14 protein-coding genes are annotated in these 14737 nt (G+C 69.0%); 11 read left to right on the forward strand and 3 right to left on the reverse strand.

Annotation, left to right across the window (positions count from 1 at the left end; translation table 11 throughout):
* From ACO1BU_RS18900 to ACO1BU_RS18930, 7 genes are all read left to right on the forward strand, one after another.
* Positions 1-878: ABC transporter permease (locus tag ACO1BU_RS18900; RefSeq protein ID WP_424137517.1), on the forward strand; the 878-nt coding region annotated here is incomplete at its 5' end.
* A 112-nt stretch (positions 879-990) separates the two neighbouring features.
* Positions 991-2142, forward strand: a complete 1152-nt coding sequence (pcaDC, locus tag ACO1BU_RS18905; protein ID WP_424137518.1) for a bifunctional 3-oxoadipate enol-lactonase/4-carboxymuconolactone decarboxylase PcaDC — start codon at positions 991-993, stop codon at positions 2140-2142.
* A complete protein-coding gene (gene pcaH / locus ACO1BU_RS18910; protein WP_424137519.1) occupies positions 2139-2861 on the forward strand; it encodes a protocatechuate 3,4-dioxygenase subunit beta in 723 nt (240 codons plus the stop codon). Before pcaDC ends, pcaH begins: the two co-directional genes overlap by 4 nt.
* The gene (gene pcaG / locus ACO1BU_RS18915; RefSeq protein ID WP_424137520.1) at positions 2854-3459 is read left to right on the forward strand and encodes a protocatechuate 3,4-dioxygenase subunit alpha; all 606 of its coding nucleotides are present in this window, start codon (positions 2854-2856) and stop codon (positions 3457-3459) included. The genes pcaH and pcaG overlap by 8 nt, the downstream gene beginning before the upstream one ends.
* A gap of 2 nt (positions 3460-3461) precedes the next feature.
* Positions 3462-4808: a 3-carboxy-cis,cis-muconate cycloisomerase gene (gene pcaB, locus ACO1BU_RS18920; protein WP_424137521.1), complete on the forward strand. Its 1347-nt coding sequence runs from the start codon at positions 3462-3464 to the stop codon at positions 4806-4808.
* Positions 4805-6061 (forward strand): alpha-hydroxy acid oxidase, encoded by a 1257-nt coding sequence (locus ACO1BU_RS18925; RefSeq protein ID WP_424137522.1) that lies wholly within the window; start codon positions 4805-4807, stop codon positions 6059-6061. Before pcaB ends, ACO1BU_RS18925 begins: the two co-directional genes overlap by 4 nt.
* A 92-nt stretch (positions 6062-6153) precedes the next feature.
* Positions 6154-7146, forward strand: coding sequence for a Bug family tripartite tricarboxylate transporter substrate binding protein (locus tag ACO1BU_RS18930; protein ID WP_424137523.1), 993 nt, complete (start codon positions 6154-6156; stop codon positions 7144-7146).
* 18 nt (positions 7147-7164) lie between these two features.
* Here the strand turns inward: ACO1BU_RS18930 and ACO1BU_RS18935 are convergent, their stop codons facing one another.
* A complete protein-coding gene (locus ACO1BU_RS18935; protein ID WP_424137524.1) occupies positions 7165-8478 on the reverse strand; it encodes a DNA recombination protein RmuC in 1314 nt (437 codons plus the stop codon).
* 74 nt (positions 8479-8552) lie between these two features.
* On the opposite strand from ACO1BU_RS18935, the gene ACO1BU_RS18940 reads away from it, so the two are divergent.
* The 4 genes from ACO1BU_RS18940 (at position 8553) to ACO1BU_RS18955 (ending at position 12833) form a co-directional block, all read left to right on the forward strand.
* Positions 8553-11102 (forward strand): ligase-associated DNA damage response DEXH box helicase, encoded by a 2550-nt coding sequence (locus ACO1BU_RS18940; protein WP_424137525.1) that lies wholly within the window; start codon positions 8553-8555, stop codon positions 11100-11102.
* Entirely contained in the window at positions 11099-11794 is a 696-nt protein-coding gene (gene pdeM, locus ACO1BU_RS18945; RefSeq protein ID WP_424137526.1) for a ligase-associated DNA damage response endonuclease PdeM, read from the forward strand. The genes ACO1BU_RS18940 and pdeM overlap by 4 nt, the downstream gene beginning before the upstream one ends.
* Before the next feature lie 134 nt (positions 11795-11928).
* Positions 11929-12123, forward strand: coding sequence for an FAD-binding domain-containing protein (locus ACO1BU_RS18950; protein WP_424137598.1), 195 nt, complete (start codon positions 11929-11931; stop codon positions 12121-12123).
* Positions 12120-12833: a metallophosphoesterase gene (locus ACO1BU_RS18955; protein ID WP_424137527.1), complete on the forward strand. Its 714-nt coding sequence runs from the start codon at positions 12120-12122 to the stop codon at positions 12831-12833. The genes ACO1BU_RS18950 and ACO1BU_RS18955 overlap by 4 nt, the downstream gene beginning before the upstream one ends.
* A gap of 12 nt (positions 12834-12845) precedes the next feature.
* Here the strand turns inward: ACO1BU_RS18955 and ACO1BU_RS18960 are convergent, their stop codons facing one another.
* Together ACO1BU_RS18960 and ACO1BU_RS18965 are read right to left on the reverse strand one after the other, a co-directional pair.
* On the reverse strand, positions 12846-13817 hold the full coding sequence (locus ACO1BU_RS18960; RefSeq protein WP_424137528.1) for a tripartite tricarboxylate transporter substrate binding protein: 972 nt from the start codon (positions 13815-13817) through the stop codon (positions 12846-12848).
* A gap of 22 nt (positions 13818-13839) precedes the next feature.
* On the reverse strand, positions 13840-14721 hold the full coding sequence (locus tag ACO1BU_RS18965; RefSeq protein ID WP_424137529.1) for a polysaccharide deacetylase family protein: 882 nt from the start codon (positions 14719-14721) through the stop codon (positions 13840-13842).
* Between the last annotated feature and the right edge of the window lie 16 nt (positions 14722-14737).

The following is a 14737-nucleotide window of genomic DNA, read 5'->3' on the forward strand; positions in this document are numbered from 1 at the left end:
GCATGCCGCTTGATACCGCCCCCATGGCCCCGCCGAAGCCGATCCCGACCGCAGCCCAGCGCCGTATCGACGCCATGGCCGCCTCCGCCCGCCGCAGGCGCCGGCTGCAGACCGCCCTGCCCTGGCTGGTCATCCTTGGTGCCTTCCTGATCTGGGAGGTGGTGGTCCAGGGCTTCGCCATTCCCCAGTTCATCCTGCCCGCGCCTTCGGCCATCGGGGCCAGCATGGTGAAATGGTGGCTGCCGCTGCTCGAGAACTCCTGGCAGACGCTGATGACGACGCTGATCGGCTTCGCCCTGGCCATCGTCTTCGGCCTGCTGCTCGGCGTGGCGATCGGCTCCTCCACCCTGGTCTATCACGGGCTCTACCCGCTGTTGATCGCCTTCAACTCCGTGCCCAAGGTGGCCGTGGTGCCGATTCTCGTGATCTGGTTCGGCATCGGCACCATCCCGGCCGTCATCACCGCTTTCCTGATCAGCTTCTTCCCGATCGTGGTGAATGTCGCCACGGGCATCGCGACCGTCGAGCCGGAATTGCGCGATGTGCTACGTGCCCTCGGCGCCCGGCCGAGCGACATCATCCGCAAGGTCGGCCTGCCACGCGCCATGCCCTACTTCTTCGCCTCGCTGAAGATCGCGATCACGGTGGCCTTCGTCGGGTCGATCATGGCGGAGACCGTCGCGGCCAATAAGGGCATCGGCCACCTGATGATGCTCGCCTCCTCCCGCTTCGACGTCCCCCTCGTCTTTGCCGGCCTGATCATCACCGGCATCATGGGCGTCCTGATGTATGTCATCGCCGTCGCGATCGAGAACCGCACCACCGGTTGGGCGATGCGCGGACAAGACGGCAACCAGGTCTCCGTCGCGGGGGTGTAGCCGCCGGGTTTTCGCCTCGGGGGCGCCGTGGTAGGGCTACCATCCGGCGTCCCCCCTCCCGGCCACCTGGCCGGCGCGGACCGGCGGATCGCCGGGGGAGAATAACGGCCGGATGTTCATCGCGCTTCGCGACTTGGCGGTGCATGTGCAGGTGGAAGGCCCGCCAGGCGCTCCACCGATCCTGATGCTCCACAGCCTTGGTACGAACCTGCATGTCTGGGACCCGCAGGTCGAGGCGCTGTCCCGCACCCACCGCATCATCCGCTTTGACCTGCGTGGCCACGGGTTGACCGCACCGATTCCGGGCGAAGCCACCATGGCCGCCCTAGCCGAGGACGCCTTTGCAGTGCTGGATGCCCTGGGTGTCCGGGCGGCGCATGTCGCGGGGATCTCGATCGGCGGCCGTATCGCGATGGAAATGGCGGCGAGCCAGCCAGACCGGGTGCTCTCGCTGTTCCTGCTCGATACCGCGATGGAGTTCCCACCGCCCTCCACCTGGCAGACGAGGATCGAGGCGGTGACGACCGGCGGCATGGCCGCCGTGGTGGATGGGGTTATCGCGCGCTGGGTGGTGGACCCGTCCTCGCCCTCTTCGCGCGGCCTGCGCTCCATGCTGCTCGCCACGCCGCCCGAGGGCTATGCCGCCGCCGCGGCCGCCCTGCGCGACGCGCGGGCGGAGCCGCTGGCGGGCAAGCTGCATGGCCCGGCGACCGTCATGGTCGGGGAACTGGATATGGCCTCGCCCGTTTCCGCGGCCGAGGCCATGCGGGATGCCATCCCCGGCAGCACGCTGACGGTGCTGCCCGGCTTCGCGCATATCCCGACCTTCGAAGCAGCCGAGGCAGTCACGGAAGGGCTGCTCGCCCATCTCGCGCCCGGTCTAGAGGGTGATACGGCCGCGGCCGGCACGGCGGTCCGCAAGGCAGTGCTGGGCGAGGCACATGTCGCCCGGGCCCAGGCCAATGTCACGCCGCTCGATGCGCCATTCCAGGACTACATCACGCGCAATGTCTGGGGGCAGATTTGGACCCGCCCGGGCCTGCCGCGCCATACCCGTTCGCTGCTGACTCTGGCGGTCACGGCCGCATTGGCGCGGGAAGGCGAGTTCGGCCTGCATGTGCGCGCGACGAGGAACACCGGCGTCACACCGGAGGAGATCGCGGAGGTGCTGCTGCAGGTCGGTGCCTATGCCGGCGTTCCCGTAGCCAATCATGCGCTGAAGATCGCCAAGGACATCCTTGCGGAAATGGAGAAAACTCCATGAGTGAGGTTGTGCATGGTTATCGCCGGCCGGCTCCGGCGACGCAGCCGCCGCTGAACTCGCCTTCTTATGGCAGCACGCATGCGCGCTACCCGACGCAGCCCTTGCTGGAGCTGCCGCATACGCTGACGGAGACGAGCAGCCCGGTCTTCACCCCGGCGAGATACCCGGAGATCACGGACCTGACCGTGCTGGAGAACGGCCGGGGTCATGCGATGGGCGAGCGGATCATCGTGGCCGGCCGGCTGAGCGACGAGGATGGCCGCCCCATCCGCCATGCCATGGTGGAGGTGTGGCAGGCCAATGCCGCTGGCCGCTACAACCATGAGGGCGACACGCATGACGCCCCGCTCGACCCCAACTTCCGCGGCTTCGGCCGGGTCTTCACCGATGAGGATGGCTGGTACCGCTATGTCACCATCCGCCCCGGTGCCTATCCCTGGCGCAACCACCAGAATGCCTGGCGTCCGAACCACATCCACTACAGCCTGTTCGGCCAGGGCTTTGCCCAGCGCCTGATCACTCAGATGTACTTCCCGGGCGACCCGCTGCTGCCGCTGGACCCGATCTTCAACACGGTGTCCGACGAGGCCGCGCGCAACCGGCTGGTGGCCCGCTTCGATCTCGACATCACCCGGCCTGAATGGGCGCTGGGCTACCGCTTCGACATCGTCCTGCGCGGCCGTGAGGCGACCCCGATGGAGGATGGCCATCATGACTGACGCGACGCCGGAACTCGCACCCTCCGCGGCGACACCCGCCACCGCCCACCAGACTGCCGGCCCCTACTGGCACCTGATCGACTTCCCGGAATGGGCGGATACCACGCGCCACTTCGCCGATCGCCTGCCCGAGGGCGCGGAGCGCATCACCCTGACCGGGACAATCAGGGACGGCACCGGCGCGCTGGTGACGGATGCCATGGTGGAGATCTGGCACGCCGATCCCTCCGGCTGCTACCCCGACCAGAAGGGTGATCCCACGGCCTTCCAGGGCTATGGCCGCAGCCGGACCGACAAGGAGGGGCGCTTCCGCTTCGTGACGCTGAAGCCCGGGCCGGTGCCGGTCGGACCCCATGCCGGCGGCAATGCCCTGCAGGCCCCGCATGTCGCGCTGGCCGTCTTCGCCCGAGGCCTGCTCCAGCACCTCTCAACCCGGCTCTATTTCGAAGGCGAGCCGCTGAACGCCACCGACCCCGTGCTCAAGGCCGTGCCCGAGGCCCGGCGCGCCACCATCATCGCCAGGCACGCCGGAAACAGCACCTGGAACCTCGACCTCCGCCTCCAGGGCGAAGGCGAAACCGTCTGGATGGCGGTCTAGTCATGGCGGTCAACCCGGCGGACGGTTCGGTTTGGGGTGTCCTCTACGGCACCGACGCGATGCGCGGCGCCGTTGGGGAGATAGCGCTGCTTCAGCGCATGCTGGACGTGGAGGCGGCGCTCGCCCGCGCTGAAGCGGGGCTGGGCATCGTGCCTCAGGAAGCCGCGCGGGCGATCACCGCGGCAGCGCGCGCGGACCGGCTGGACCTCCCGAAGCTGGCCGTTGCCACGCGGAACACGGGCTATCCCGTGGTGGGGCTGGTGAAGCAACTCGGTGCCCTGGCGGGCGAGGAAGCGGCGCGCTGGACCCATTGGGGCGCGACCACCCAGGATATTCTGGACACAGCGCTGGTGCTGGCGCTGCGCGACGCCTTCACGCTGATCCGCACGGACCTAGACGCCGTCATCCACGCCCTGGCCACTCGCGCGCGGGAGCACCGGGATACGGTGATGGCAGGGCGCACCCATTTGCAGCACGCCCTCCCCGTCACCTTCGGCTACAAATGCGCCGTCTGGCTGGCGCCGCTGATCAATGCACGGGAGACGCTGGACGCCCTGCTGCCGCGCCTGCTGCGCGTGCAGTTCGGAGGCGCCGTGGGCACCCTCGCCTCGCTTGGGGAGAAGGGCCCGGCAGTGGCCCAGGCTCTGGCCAAGGAGCTGGGCCTCGCCGTGCCCGAGATCCCTTGGCATGTCACGCGCGACACCGTCACGGAAGCTATCTGCTGGTGCGGCATCCTTTGCGGCGCGTTGTCGAAGATGGCGACCGACGTGATGCTTCTGATGCAGACCGAGGTGGCCGAGGTGTTCGAGCCGCATGAGGCCGGGCGCGGCGGCTCCTCCACCATGCCGCAGAAGCGCAACCCGATCGCCTGCGAATATGTGCTGGCCCAGGCGCGCGGCGTTCACGCGCTGGTGCCGCAGGTCATGTCCGCCATGGCGCTGGACCATGAGCGCGGCACCGGTCCCTGGCAGGCCGAGCCCCTGGCCATTCCCCAGGCCTTGCTACTGACCCATGGCGCGCTGGATCAGGCGCGGCAGATCGCGCAGGGCATGACGGTGGATGCCGGCCGGATGCGCCGGAACCTCGATGTTACCGGCGGTGCCATCATGGCCGAGGCCGTGATGATGGGACTGGCTCCAATGCTCGGCCGCGGCGCGGCGCATGATGCCGTCCACCATGCCTGCGACGTGGCGCTGGCCGAGCGCATCCCACTTGCTGAGGCGCTGGGCCGCGACGAGGCGGTGTCCTCCCGCCTTGACCCAGCCGCCATCGAACATATCACTGACCCTTCAACCTATCTCGGCAGCGCCGGCCTTTTTGTGGACCGCGTGCTGGAGCGCCTCTCATGAGCCCACCGGATGCCAGTGGCGGGGGTGCCGCCCCTGTCCCGCCGCCTGCGAAGAGCGTCTATCGCAGCGTCTCGAAGAACATGCCGCGCTCCCTGCGCCCCATCCTGGCGCTGGACGACTTTGAGCCGGCGGCGCGGCGGAAGCTTCCGCGGCCGCTCTTCGGCTATATCGCCGGCGCGGCGGAGACCAATTCTTCCCTGAAAGACAATCGCGACGTCTTCGGCGAATGGGCTTTCCGTCCGCGCTACCTGGTCGACGTCTCACGCCGAAGCATCCAGACCAATCTCTTCGGCACGGAATACGCAGCGCCCTTCGGCATCGCGCCGATGGGGATCAGCGCCATGATGGCCTATCGGGGAGACCTCGTGCTCGCCCGAGCGGCACGGGATGCGGGCATCCCGATGATCATGAGCGGATCCTCGCTGATCCCGCTCGAGGAGGTTGTGCGGGAATATCCCGGCGCCTGGTTCCAGGCCTATCTGCCCGGCGAGCCCGACCGCATCGCGGCGCTGGTCGACCGCGTGGCCGCCGCAGGCTTCGGTACCCTGGCCCTGACGGTTGATACCACCACCCTGGGCAATCGCGAGAACAACGTCCGCACCGGTTTCTCGACGCCGCTCAAGCCCTCGCTGCGCCTGGCCTGGGACGGCGCGATCCGCCCGCGCTGGCTCTGGGACACCCTGTTCCGTACCCTGCGGCACCATGGCATGCCGCATTTCGAGAATTCCTACGCGACCCGCGGCGCGCCGATCATCGCCAAGCATGTGGAACGCGACTTCGGCGCGCGAGACCATCTGAACTGGGCGCATCTCGCCCAGATCCGGCGGCAGTGGAAGGGCAAGCTGGTCGTGAAGGGCATCCTGCATGGCGAGGATGCCCACCGCGCCGCCGAAGAAGGAGCGGACGGCGTGGTCGTCTCCAACCATGGCGGACGGCAGCTCGACGGCGCCATCTCCGCCTTCAGGGCCCTGCCAGAGGTGAAGTCGGCCGCGGGCACCATGAAGGTGATGATGGATGGCGGCATCCGGCGCGGCTCGGATGTGCTGAAGGCCCTCGCGATGGGCGCTGACTTCGTCTTCGTCGGCCGCCCCTTCCTCTATGCCGCCGCGGTGGGCGGCGAGGCAGGGGTGCGCCATGGTATCGACATCCTGGCCTCGGAGGTGAACCGGAACCTCGCCTTCCTGGGATGCCTGAGCCCCGAAGAGGTCGGGATGCACCATCTCATGCGGGTGGGTGGCGTCCCGCCGATCTAAGAATCTTACCACCCTTTTTGTTGCCGCGAGGGCAGCAGGGATGACAGGCTCCTTCCGAAGGGTGCGGCAAGCACCACAAGGGAGGAAAGTTCATGCGCATCCAGCGCCGTGGTTTACTGCATCTCGGCATGGCCGGCCTCGCCGCACCGGCCATTATCCCTGGCCTGGCCAGTGCCCAGGGCATATGGCCGCGCCAGCCCATTCGCCTGATCGTCCCCTTCGCCGCCGGTGGCCCCACCGACGTGGCCGCGCGGCTGATTGCCGACGGGCTCTCAAACATGCTGCCCGAGCGCGTGATGGTGGAGAACCGGACGGGATCTGGAGTCGTGGTCGGAACGGAGGTGGTCGCCAAGGCGCCAAAGGACGGCAGCACCTTTCTCTACAGCACGGTCGCGCATTCGGTGCTGCGCGCGCTCTTCTCGAATCTCTCCTTCGACCCGGTGAAGGACTTCCAGCCCGTCGCACTGGCGGGCGTGATTCCGATGCTGCTGCAGGTGAACAACGAGGTGCCGGCCCGCAGCCTTCAGGAACTGATCGCGATGCTCCGCGCGAATCCCGGCCGCTACAACTACGGCAGTTCCGGGGCGGGCGGAGCGGTGCACCTGGCCACGGAGCTCTTCCTGCACCAGGCCGGGCATCTCAAGGTCAACCACGTGCCCTATCGCGGTTCGGCGCCCGCCATGCCGGACTTGCTGAACGGCAACCTGACCATGTTCCTCAACGTCGCATCCGACGGCGTGGAGAGCGTGAAGCGCGGCAGCACGCGCGGCCTCGCCATCAGTTCCCTCAAGCGCATTCCCCAACTTCCGGACATCCCGACTTTCGATGAGTCCGGCCTGCCAGGCTACGAAGCCTATACCTGGCACATGCTCTTCGCCCCCGCGGGCGTGCCGGATGAGATCGTGCAGAAGCTCAACGCTGCCGTGAACGCCGTCATGCGCGATCCGAAGACGCAGCAACGCTTTGCCGACCTGACCGTCGTGCCACGCTCCGACACCACGCCGCAAACCGCGGCCCAGTGGCTGAAGGCGGAGATGGACAAGTGGGAGCCCGTGGTGAAGGCAATCGGGTTGACGCCGGCCTGAACTGCGGCGCGCCGGCGGCTAATCCGCCGCTGGCGCCAGCACCGTCCCCGGGGCGGCCAGGGCCGGCGCATCGGTCAGCTCCACCGCCTCGATCGCCACACCCCGGCGGGTGATCTTGCCCGTAGTGATCTCGATCTGCTGCACATCCATCTGCATGTCGGCGAAGTGCTTGCGCAGCTTCGTCACGCGGTCGTCCAGGCGGGAGATGTCCTTCATCAGTTCGGCGACCTGGTTCTTGATCTGGCCGGCCTCCGCCCGCATACGCACATCCTGCATCAGGGCGCGCATGGTGCCGAGCACGGCCCACATGGTGCTGGGCGAGACGATGTAGACACCCATCCGCGCCGCCCGGTCCACCACAGGCGCATGGGCGGCATGAAGATCGGCATAGATCGCCTCGCTGGGCACGAAGATCAGCGCGCCCTCCGCCGTCTCGCCGGGGCAGATGTATTTTCCGGCCACGTCGTCCACATGGCGCGTCACATCGGCGGCGAAGCGCTTGGTGGCGGCGATGCGGGCCGCGTCATCAGCCGCATCGCGCGCGGCCAGCCAGGCCTCCAGCGGGAATTTGCTGTCGACCGCGATCGGGCCGGGCGGGTGCGGCAGGCGGATCAGCACGTCGCAGCGCGTGCGGTTCGCCAGGGTGTGCTGCCAGGAGAAGCCGTCGGGCGGCAGCCGGTCCTCGACGATCTGGCGAAGCTGCACCTCCCCGAAGGCGCCACGAGACTGCTTGTTGCCGAGGATCTGCGCCAGGCTGCCGACCTGCGCGCCAAGCGCCTCCATATTCGCCCGTGCCGCGTCGATCACTGCCAGCCGCTCATGGATCTTGCCGGCGGTTTCCTCGGCCTTCAGGGCGTTCTCGTTCAGGATGCGGCCGATCCGCTCATTCTGCGCGGCCACGGCGGCCCCTAGCGTCTCCTGGGTCTTCGCCAGCCGGTCCGCCAGGGTCTTCTCCTGGGCCGCCAGACGCTCATTCTGGGCGGACAGCGCATTGGCCAGCGTCTCGGTGAGCGCGAGGCTGGAGGCGGCGAGGCGGTCCGCCAGGACCTGTTCCGTGGCGCCGAGGCGCTCGCGCTGCATAGCCAGGGCGGCTTCCGTCGCCATCCGGGCCTCGGCCAGCCGGTCCGCCAGGACACGCTCCACGGCAGCGCCGCGGTCGGCCGCAACGGTGGCCTGGCGGTCCTGCGCGGCGCTCAGCGCGTCCAGCTTCGCCGAGAGCGCCGCCAGCATTTCCCCGCCGCCTGCCTCCGGCCGCCTTAGCAACAGGAGACACACCACCAGCAGTGCGAAGCCGGCCAGGGCCAGGGGAAGCAGCGTCGTCAGTTCAGCCATGCGGGCGCTTTCGGCAGGGGTCATACGGGGCGGACCTCGCCACCGGGGGAATCCATGCCATATACCCCTGGCCCATGGGAACATTGCCGGAACCCTTCGCGGGCTGGTTCGCCGCACGCGGCTGGACCCCGCGACCTCATCAGTTGGCCCTCTGGAAGGCCGCAAACACAGGGGAAAGCGCCCTCCTCATCGCCCCGACCGGCGGGGGCAAGACGCTGGCTGGCTTCCTGCCGAGCCTGCTTGACCTGCATGAGAACCCGCGCGAGGGCCTGCACACCCTCTATGTCTCGCCCCTCAAGGCGCTGGCGGTGGACATTGCCCGGAACCTGATGGACCCCGTGCGGGAAATGGACCTCCCCATCCGGATCGAGACCCGGACGGGCGACACTCCCCAGAACCGCCGCGCCCGTCAGCGCGAAGCCCCGCCCCAGATCCTGCTGACCACGCCCGAAAGTCTCGCTGTTCTCCTCTCCTCCCCCGAGGCGCCGGAGTTCTTCGCCGGGCTGCGGACGGTGGTGGTGGACGAAGCCCATGCCATGGCCGGCACCAAACGGGGCGACCAGCTTGCGCTCTGCATGGCGCGGCTGGACGTGTTGGCGCCGGGGCTGCGGCGCGTCGGCCTCTCGGCCACGGTCGCGCATCCGCAGGCGCTGCGGGCCTGGCTTTCCCCCACGGCGCGGGCGGAGGATGTGCGGCTGGTGGTCGGCAAGGGCGGTGCCGAGCCGGTGATGGAGCTGATGCTGCCGGAGGGGCGCCTGCCCTGGGGCGGCCATATGGGCATCGCCTCCGCGCCCGGTATCCTGGACCGGATCCGGGAAGCCCGCGTCACCATCGTCTTCGTCAACACGCGCGCCCAGGCGGAGCTGATCTTCGCCGCCCTTTGGAAGCTGAACGACGACATCCTGCCCATCGGCCTTCATCACGGCTCCCTGCAGATCGAGCAGCGGCGCAAGGTGGAGGCGGCCATGGCGGCGGGGCGTCTGCGCGCCGTGGTGGCGACGGCCTCCCTCGACCTCGGCATCGACTGGGGCGCGGTGGACCAGATGATCCATGTCGGCGCGCCCAAGGGGGTGTCCCGCCTGCTCCAGCGGATCGGCCGCGCCAATCACCGGATGGACGAGCCTTCCCGTGCCGTACTCGTGCCGGCAAACCGCTTCGAGGTGCTGGAATGCGTTGCGGCTACGGAAGCGGTGCGGGCCCATGAGCTGGATGGCGACGCCCCCCGTCCCGGCGCGCTGGACGTGCTGGCCCAGCATATCCTTGCCATGGCCTGCCAGGCGCCCTTCCACCCCGACGATCTTTATGCCGAGGTCACGCGCACCGGTGCCTATGCCACGCTGAGCCGCCGCGACTTCGACGACGTGCTGCGCTTCGTGGAGGATGGCGGTTACGCCCTGCAAGCCTATGACCGCTTCCGCCGGCTCTTCACGGATTCCCAGGGGCTGGTGCATGTGCGGGACCAGCGCGTGGCCCGGCAGGCCCGGATGAATCTGGGCACGATCGTGGACACGCCCATGCTGAAGGTGCGCCTGCGCGGCGGCCCCGTGCTGGGCGAGGTGGAGGAATGGTTCGCTTCCACCCTGGAGCCTGGTCATTGCTTCATCTTCGCCGGCCAGACCCTGCGCTATGAGGGGATCGAGGCCCTGACGATGGTGGTGACCCGCGGCGGAGAGGGCGAGCCGCGCGTGCCAGCTTATGCCGGCGCCCGCATGCCGCTCTCCACCAGCCTTTCTTTCCGCGTGCGCTCCATCCTGGCCGATCCCAAGCGCTGGCGCGCCCTGCCAGAGCCGGTGCGGGACTGGCTGCGCCTGCAGCAGCGCCGCTCCGAGCTGCCTCAGCGGGACGGGATGCTGATCGAGGTTTTTCCGAAGGGCGGCCGCTGGTTCATGGTGGCCTATTGCTTCGAGGGGCGGCTGGCCCACCAGACCCTGGGCATGCTCGTGACCAAGCGGATGGAGCGCATGGGCTATGGCCCCATGGGCTATCTCGGCACGGATTACGTCCTGGCCACCTGGAGCGCCTTCGAGCCGGATGAGCCCGAGCGCCTGTTCGAGGAGGACATCCTCGGCGAGGAGCTGGAGGAGTGGATCGCCGAATCCTCCATGCTCCGCCGCACCTTCCGCAACATCGCGACCATCGCCGGGCTGATCGAGAAGAACCACCCGGGCCAGGAGAAGTCCGGCCGCCAGATGACCATGAATTCGGACCTGATCTACGACGTGCTCCGCAAGCACGAGCCCGACCACATCCTGCTGCGCGCCACCCGGGCGGAAGCCGCCCATGGCCTGACCGATGTCGGCCGCATCGCCACCCTCCTCGCCCGTATCCGTGGCGCGATCCGCATCCGCCGGCTGGACCGCGTTTCCCCCCTGGCCGTGCCAGCCCTGATCGAGGAGGGCCGCGAATGGGTGGCCGGCGGCGCTGAGGACGCGCTGCTGGCCGAGGCGGCCGCGTTGGTGGACGAGGCCACGGACGGCGCCGAGCGCTTCGCCGAAGTTCTCGCGGAGGTGACGGAGGGCGTCCGTGTGCGTTCCGGTGTTGTGGACCGCCCAAGACGACAGGACCGGAAACGCCGCCCCCCGCCGCGCCGATTCATCCGCAGCGCCAAGGGGTTGGCACAGTGACCCCCGCCCCTCTGCACCTGGCCGGGGAACGACTGATGCTCGACCCCGCGGGCGTGGTCTTCTGGCCAGCCCGGAAGACGCTGGTTGTTTCCGACCTGCATCTGGAGAAGGGCAGCCACTTTGCGGCGCGTGGCCATTTCGTACCGCCCTACGACACGCGCGAAACCCTGTCGAAGCTCGCCCTGGTGGTCCGGCGCTATCATCCGGCGCGGCTGGTGCTGCTGGGCGACAGCTTCCACGATGCCGGGGGCTGCGAGCGGATGACGCCGAGCGATTGTGCCGCGTTGGTCCGGATCCTGGACTCGGTGCAAGAGGTAGTTTGGGTGCTGGGCAATCATGACCCCGTGGCGCCGGTGGGCCTGCCGGGGGTGGCGCTGGATGCGCTGTCCGACGGCCCCCTCACCTTTCGGCATGAGGCCGATCCGCGCGCCAGCGGCGAGATGAGCGGGCATTTTCACCCGAAGGCCACGATGGAGACGCGCGCAGGCGGTATCAGCCGCCCCTGCTTCGCCACCGATGCCCGCCGCGTCATCCTGCCAGCCTTCGGCGCCTTCACCGGTGGCCTGGACGTGCGCGACCCGGCCCTGGGCGGCCTGTTTCCCAGGGGCGGGCGGGTCTTCATGCTGGGCACTGACCGGCTGTTCAGCGTGCCCATGGCGCCGATGCGCCGCCGGGTGGAGCGCATCGCGTGACCGCGCCCACCCTCCTCGGATTCCGCCAGAGCCTGTGCCTGGCCGGCTTTGCACCTTCTCCTTTCGCGCCGGACCGGAACTTGCTTGCCGCTTGGCAGCGCCGCCGCACAGGCCATCCAATCCTGGACGGAGGGATGCGACGGCTCTGGCGAATAGGGTGGATGCATAACCGTGTTCGGATGATCGCATCCTTCCATCCGGTGAGGCACCCGCCCCGGCCCTGGCAGAACCGCGCTGCTTGGTTCATGGATGAGCCGGTGGACGCGGCTCCAGCCAGGAGCAGCGCCGCCACCGCGCTCGGTGGCTGGACCGAGGAGTCGGCGGCTTGAGGGAGCTGCGCGGCCGCTTCGAGGGAATCCGCGTCGTGGGCGACGTCCATGGCGACGCGGCCGCCTTCCATGCGGCGGCCGACGGCGCAGCTGCGGAGCGGCTCTTCCTGATCCAGCTCGGCGACCTGACGGATGGCGGGACCGACGGCCCCGGCGTGCTGCGCCGCGCCTTCGCGCTGCGGGCCGAGGGACGCGGCCTCTTTGTGCTGGGCAATCATGACCATAAGCTGCGCCGGGCGCTGGAAGGCGCGCAGATCCGCATCGAACCGAGCGGGCTGGGCCGCACGCTGGAGCAGATCGACGCCGCCCCGGATGCCGAGGCGCTTAGGCGCCGCGCCGTGGTGGAGATCGCCCGCGCCCCGGCCTGGCTGCGGATCGACCAGCGCCTTTTCGTGCATGGCGGCTTCCACCCCCGAATGCTTCATGCCGTATCCCCGCCCGATGCCGGGGCGCGGAAGCCTGAGGGCCTGGTGCCCCGCGCCCTGTTCGGCCAGGTGACGAGCCGGATGCGTGAGGATGGCTTTCCCGAGCGCCTGCATGACTGGGTAGACCGCATCCCGCAGGGCTTCACTGTGTATTGCGGGCATGAAATGCGGAGCGGCGACGGGCGCCCCTTCATGCAGATCGGCGCCGCCGGCGGAGCAGCGGTGTTCATGGACACGGGTGCGGGCAAGGGCGGCCACCTCTCCTGGGTGGACCTGCCCTGGTAGGGCCCCGCGGCCTCAGTCGATGGTGAGGCCGATCGCGCGCACCAGCTCACCCCATCGCCCGACCTCCGCGGCCACGTAGCGCGCCGCCTCCTCCCGCGTGCCGCCCATGGCCTGGAAGCCGATGGCCTCCAGGCGTCGGCGCACCTCCGGATCCTGCAGGGCGCGGTTCGCGTCCGCATTGGCTTTCGCCAAGATCGCCGGCGGTGTTTCGGCGGGCAGGAAGAGGGCGACCCAGGTGACGTCATCCACGCCCGGAAAGCCCTGCTCCGAGAGTGTGGGCACCTGGGGCAGCGCCGGGGATCGCTGGGCGCCCGTGACAGCCAGTCCGCGCACCGTGCCCTGCCGCACCATCTCCATCGCCGCCGGAAGCGCCACGCTGGCCATTTCGAGCTGGCCGCCGATCACGGCCGTCAGGGCGGGTCCTGCCCCGGTGAAGGGAATGTGCTGCGCCTCGACGCGCGCGAGCTGGCGGAACAGGCGCTCCGCCGAGAGATGCGGGGTGGTGCCAACTCCGGCCGTGCCGAAATTCAGCGGCTTGGACCGGGCATAGGCAATCAGTTCAGGCACCGTCTTTGCCGGGAAATCGGGCTTCACCGCGAGCAGGTTCGGCGTGGCAGCCAGCAGTGCCACCGGCGCCAACTCCTCGGGCCGGTAGCCGGCGCTGCGGGAAAGGCTGGGATTCACCGCGAAGGCGCTTGTGGTGACCAGCGCCGTCGCCCCGTCGGGCCTCATATGGGCCACGAGCTGCGCGGCGACATTTCCCCCGGCGCCACCACGATTCTCGATGACGGCGGCCTGTCCCCAGAGGCTGCCGAGACGGTCGCCGACGATGCGGGCGACGATATCCGCCGGGCCGCCAGGGGCGAAGGCGACCACCAGCCGGACCGGACGGTCCGGCCAGTTGGTTCCCTGCGCGTGCGCCATGCCCGCGGGCATGATGAGTCCGGCCGCCGCCAGGGCGCCTCGGCGCGTGATGGCTCTCATGGCGTCCCCTCCGCGGCGTTGCTCAGCCGGGCCTCAACCGGTCGCGATTGGCGAGCAGGTGCTGCGCCGCCTCGAGCCGCGTTCCCGTCCAGACCTCGGGGGTGGCCTTCACCTGCCGCATAATCTCGTCAAAAACCCAGGCGCCGGCGGGACGGCCATAAACATGGGTGTGAATGGTCACGTCCAGCATCACCGGCCGCGTCTCGCGCTCACGCATCGCGGAGAAGGCGTCCTGGAACTGCTCCAGCATGGCGCGGGCGTTATTACCGTAGCGGATCGCGCTCGGCAGATCGTTCACATCCATGATGAGCGGGATGGACACGATCTCCGCACCGCCTTCCCGCAGAAGGTAGGGGAGGTCGTCATCGTTGCAATCGCCATGGTGTAGGTACCCGGCCTCGGCCAGCAGGCGCGCATGGATGGGGCTACCCGTGCCGCGCGGGCTGATCCAGCCACGCGGCGCCTCGCCGGTCAGTTCGCCGATCAGGCCGGTGTTGCGGCGGATGTTCTCCCTCTGCGCGGCCTCGTCGAGATATACGGGGATGACATCCATACCGTAGGAATGGGCGACGATCTCGTGCCCGGCGCGGTGGATGGCGCGTACCGTATCCGGCCAGAATTCGGCGAGCACGCCATTGGTCATGACGCTGGCGCGGACGCCGTTCCGGGCTGCGATCTCCAGCGCGCGCCAGATGCCACGCGTGGCGCCGTACCGGGCCCAGGATTCGGCATTGCTGTCGTGGAAGCCGGGCTTCAGCACATTGCCCATCGGCCCGATGCCCGGCACTTGTCCCGGCGACCAGCCCTCATAGGCAATGTTGAACACGATCCCGACCCGCGCCCCACCGGGGAAGCGGAAGTTTTCGTCGGCGCGCAGGGCGGTGCTGGAACTGGTGCTGCTCATCGGGCTTCCGTCGTTG

This window comes from Roseomonas chloroacetimidivorans, assembly GCF_049629625.1.
In the GTDB taxonomy this organism is placed as follows: Bacteria; Pseudomonadota; Alphaproteobacteria; order Acetobacterales; family Acetobacteraceae; genus Roseomonas; species Roseomonas chloroacetimidivorans.